3 protein-coding genes are annotated in these 2,936 nt (G+C 68.5%); all 3 read left to right on the forward strand.

Going from position 1 to position 2,936, the window contains the following annotated elements:
• Positions 1–189: 189 nt before the first annotated feature.
• Complete coding sequence (gene aspS / locus FW784_RS13420) at positions 190–1,974, forward strand: aspartate--tRNA ligase (protein WP_149353829.1); 1,785 nt, start codon at positions 190–192, stop codon at positions 1,972–1,974.
• Positions 1,971–2,492 carry a GNAT family N-acetyltransferase gene (locus FW784_RS13425; protein WP_149353830.1) on the forward strand — a complete coding sequence of 174 codons (522 nt, stop codon included), beginning with the start codon at positions 1,971–1,973 and terminating at the stop codon, positions 2,490–2,492. The genes aspS and FW784_RS13425 overlap by 4 nt, the downstream gene beginning before the upstream one ends.
• A 146-nt stretch (positions 2,493–2,638) precedes the next feature.
• On the forward strand, positions 2,639–2,936 hold a 298-nt coding region (locus tag FW784_RS13430; RefSeq protein ID WP_149353831.1), incomplete at its 3' end, for an esterase/lipase family protein.

A 2,936-nucleotide genomic window follows, 5' to 3' on the forward strand; every position in this document is an offset into this window, starting at 1 on the left:
CATGGAGCCGGATCGGGCGAAGTGCGCTCGCCCGGATGCGCGCAAGCCGGGGCCGCCATGTTCGTGCAGGCCGGCGCGACGGCCCCCGTGCAGCCGCGTCGGAACGTTCCCGCATCGGCGCCCGCCCGGTCGCGGCGCTAAACTATCCGGCTGAATCCGCGCCCGCCTCGGGCACGAGCCGGAGCTTCCATGCGTACCCATTTCTGCGGCCTCGTCGATGAGCGCCTGATCGGCCAGACCGTCACCCTGTGCGGCTGGGCCGACGTCGCCCGCGATCTCGGCGGCGTCTGCTTCATCGACCTGCGCGACCACGAAGGCATCGTGCAGGTCGTCGCCGAGCCGTCCGGCGCCGAAGGCAATGCGGATGTCATCGCCGCCGCGTCGAAGGTCGGCTACGAGGACTGCCTGCGCATCACCGGCACGGTGCGAGCGCGGCACTCGGTCAACGATCGCATCGCCACCGGCAAGGTCGAAGTCGTCGCGACGAAGATCGAAGTGATGAACAAGGCCGAGCCGCTGCCGTTCCACGCGCACGAGAACGCGGGCGAGGACATCCGGCTCAAGTACCGCTACCTCGACCTGCGCCGCCCCGAGATGCAGAAGATGATGCGTACGCGTATCAAGCTGGTGCAGTCGCTGCGTCGCTACCTCGACGAGCGCGGTTTCCAGGACATCGAGACGCCGATCCTGACCAAGGCCACGCCCGAGGGCGCGCGCGACTTCCTGGTGCCGGCGCGCATGCACGAAGGCGAGTTCTACGCGTTGCCGCAGAGCCCGCAGCTGTTCAAGCAGATCCTGATGATGGCGGGCTTCGACCGCTACTACCAGATCGCGCGCTGCTTCCGCGACGAAGCCCTGCGCGCCGATCGCCAGCTCGAATTCACCCAGCTCGACATGGAATTCGCGTGGGTCACCGAGCGCGAGGTGCAGGACACCGTCGAGGACATGATCCGCCTCGTGTTCCGCGAGGTGATCGACGTTGAACTCGACGCCGAATTCCCGCGCATGACCTACGCCGAGGCGATGCGTCGCTACGGCTCGGACAAGCCGGACCTGCGCATCGCGATGGAGTTCACCGACGTCGCGGAGCTCGTGAAGGACTGCGAGTTCAAGGTTTTCACCGACTGGGCCAACCATGCCGACGGCCGCGTGGTCGCGCTGCGTGCGCCCGGCGGCGCCAAGTTCTCGCGCAAGCAGATCGACGAACTCGCGGCGCACGCCGCGAAATACGGCGCGAAGGGGCTCGCATGGATGAAGGTCGAGGACGCGACGAAGGGTCGTGACGGCATCAACTCGCCGATCGCCAAGTTCCTCGACGACGCCACGCTCGACGCCGTCCTGCGCGCAACGCATGCCAACACCGGCGACGCCATCTTCTTCGGCGCGGCCACCTACAAGAGCGCGTCCGACTTCATGGGCGCGCTGCGCCTGAAGCTCGGCCGGGACCTCGGCCTGGTCGAGAACGCCTGGCGCCCGTTGTGGGTGACGGACTTCCCGATGTTCGAGTGGGACGAGGAAGCGCAGCGCTTCGTCGCGCTGCATCACCCGTTCACCGCCCCGAGCGTCGACGACGAGGCCGACCTTCGCGCCAATGCGGCGATCGCCGTGTCGCGTGGCTACGACATGGTGCTCAACGGCAACGAGATCGGCGGCGGATCGATCCGCATCCATCGATCCTCGATGCAGTCGGCCGTGTTCGACCTGCTCGGCATCGGCAAGGACGAGGCGGAACTCAAGTTCGGCTTCCTGCTCGAGGCGCTGCGCTACGGCGCGCCGCCGCATGGCGGCATCGCCTTCGGCATCGACCGCATCGCCGCGCTCATGGCAGGGACCGAATCCATTCGTGACGTGATCCCGTTCCCGAAGACCACCGGTGCGCAGTGCCTGATGACGGGCGCGCCCTCGCCGATTCCCGAGGCGCAGCTGGCGGAAGTGCACGTCGCCGTGCGACCGCGCGAGGCCAAGGTGCAGTGAGCCCGACGATCCGCCGCGCGACGGTGGACGATGCGGCGACGCTGTCGTCGCTCGCTGGCGCGACGTTCGTCGAGGCGTTCGGGCATCTCTATCCGCCTGAGGACCTGCAGGCGTTCCTCGACGACGCCTACGCCGAAGCGAAGCAGGCGGTGATCCTCGGGCACCCCGATTACGCGGTCTGGTTTCTCGAAGCCGACGGTCGGGCGGTCGGTCACTGCGCTGCCGGCCCGTGCGGGCTTCCGCATGTCGACGTGCAGCCCGGCGATGGCGAGCTCAAGCGCCTCTACGTGTTGCGGGAGTTCCAGAACGGGGGCTGGGGCTCGAAACTGTTCGAGACCGCGGAAGCATGGTTGCTCGAGGACGGCCCGCGCACCCTGTGGATCGGCGTATGGAGCGAGAACCCGGGTGCGCAGCGCTTCTATGCGCGTTACGGCTTCACGAAAGTAGGTACGTACGACTTCCCGGTCGGCCGCGTGATCGATCTGGAATTCATCCTGCGCCGCCCGGCGCTCGCGTGATGCGTGGGTCTCCGCGCGATCCAGCAAGCGACGAACGCGGCGTTCGCATGACTCCCACGCGCGCCGGTGCGCTCGATCCCGCACGCGACGCGCAGCGCGGGCACTGAGGGGATGTCGGTGTCGCGACGGCGGGCGGAGTCCGTTGCATGACCTCTCGCGTCCTCCTGCTGCATGGCCTGTGGATGCGCCCGGCGTCGATGGCACTGCTCGCCTCGCGACTGGCGCGCGCGGGCTTCGCGCCCGAACGGATCGGCTACGCCAGCGTGCGCGGCAATCCGGAATTCGCGATCCGCGAGCTGCAACGCGAGATGCGCAGCGCGCCCTGCCACGTCGTCGCGCACAGCCTCGGGGGGCTGGTGACGCTGACGGCGCTCGAGCGCGAGCCGGATCTTCCGGTGCTGCGGGTGGTCTGCCTGGGCTCGCCCCTGTGCGGCAGCGCCGCTG

The sequence above is a fragment of the Cognatilysobacter lacus genome, from assembly GCF_008274655.1.
Classification (GTDB): domain Bacteria; phylum Pseudomonadota; class Gammaproteobacteria; order Xanthomonadales; family Xanthomonadaceae; genus Cognatilysobacter; species Cognatilysobacter lacus.

Bases quoted from the DNA above. Each gene is read 5' to 3' on its own strand.
- aspS (WP_149353829.1), top strand. From the start codon at position 190: ATGCGTACCCATTTCTGCGGCCTCGTCGATGAGCGCCTGATCGGCCAG.